Genomic DNA, 204 nt, shown 5'->3' with positions numbered 1-204 from the left:
TCTGAGTTTCTTTCGTGTTGAAGATAATTGATACTGAGGCTGAAACTTCATCGCATGTTTTTACCCAGTGTGGTGCTAAATAGGGAATATGAGCGCCTTCACCTGGCTTAATAAAAGTTTTTGTTGAGGTGTTAACAAATTCGTCCCGTAAGCTTGGTGCTACTTTATGGGTTTTGGCTACAAATGTTTCCAGTTCATCATCAC

The 204-nt window shown here is 39.7% G+C and carries 1 protein-coding gene; it reads right to left on the bottom strand.

Features of this window, described 5'->3' with window-relative positions; genetic code table 11:
- A partial coding sequence (locus tag A3756_RS28560; RefSeq protein ID WP_231875482.1) for a hypothetical protein occupies positions 1 to 204 on the bottom strand: 204 nt, incomplete at both ends.

It is taken from the genome of Oleiphilus sp. HI0086, assembly GCF_001635225.1.
Note: the sequence above shows the minus strand (reverse complement) of the source record. Positions and strands in the feature narration are given on the sequence as shown.